Annotated in this window: 1 protein-coding gene; it reads left to right on the forward strand. The window is 72.3% G+C overall.

The features are described from left to right. Positions 1 to 13 precede the first annotated feature (13 nt). Positions 14 to 538 (forward strand): site-2 protease family protein (locus tag D7W82_RS39815; RefSeq protein WP_370451155.1); only part of this gene is annotated, 525 nt, incomplete at its 3' end.

Raw genomic sequence — 538 nt, forward strand, 5'->3', positions numbered from 1 at the left:
GGGGAGGCTGGCGATGCGTGAGAGGCCGGGGGCACTGCGGGTGGGGTCGTTCCGGGGAGTGCCCATCCGGGTGCACTTCTCCCTGCTGATAGCGCTGCCGCTCCTGGCGCTGGCGTTCGGCGGGACGCTCCAGCGGGCGGCGGAGGCGGCGGACGTGCCGCCGGGCGCGCTCGGCGGGCACCCGTGGGCGTGGGGGCTGGCGGTGGCGGTGGGGCTGTTCGTGTCGGTGCTGCTGCACGAGATGGCGCACACCCTCTATGCGCTGCGGCATGGCGGCGAGGTGCAGGGCATCACGCTGATGATTGTCGGAGGCGTGTCGGAGCTGGCGGAAGTGCCCAAGCGTCCGCGTGACGAGGCGTTGATGGCGCTGGTGGGGCCGCTGACGAGCCTGGGGCTGGCGGCGTTCCTGGGGGCGCTGACGTGGGTGGTGCACGGCCTGGGGATGTTCCAGGTGCAGTTCGCGCTCTTCACGCTGGCGATGCTCAACGTGGTGCTGGGGGGCTTCAACCTGTTGCCGGCGTTCCCCATGGACGGGGGC

The organism is Corallococcus sp. CA049B (assembly GCF_003611685.1).
In the GTDB taxonomy this organism is placed as follows: Bacteria; Myxococcota; Myxococcia; order Myxococcales; family Myxococcaceae; genus Corallococcus; species Corallococcus coralloides.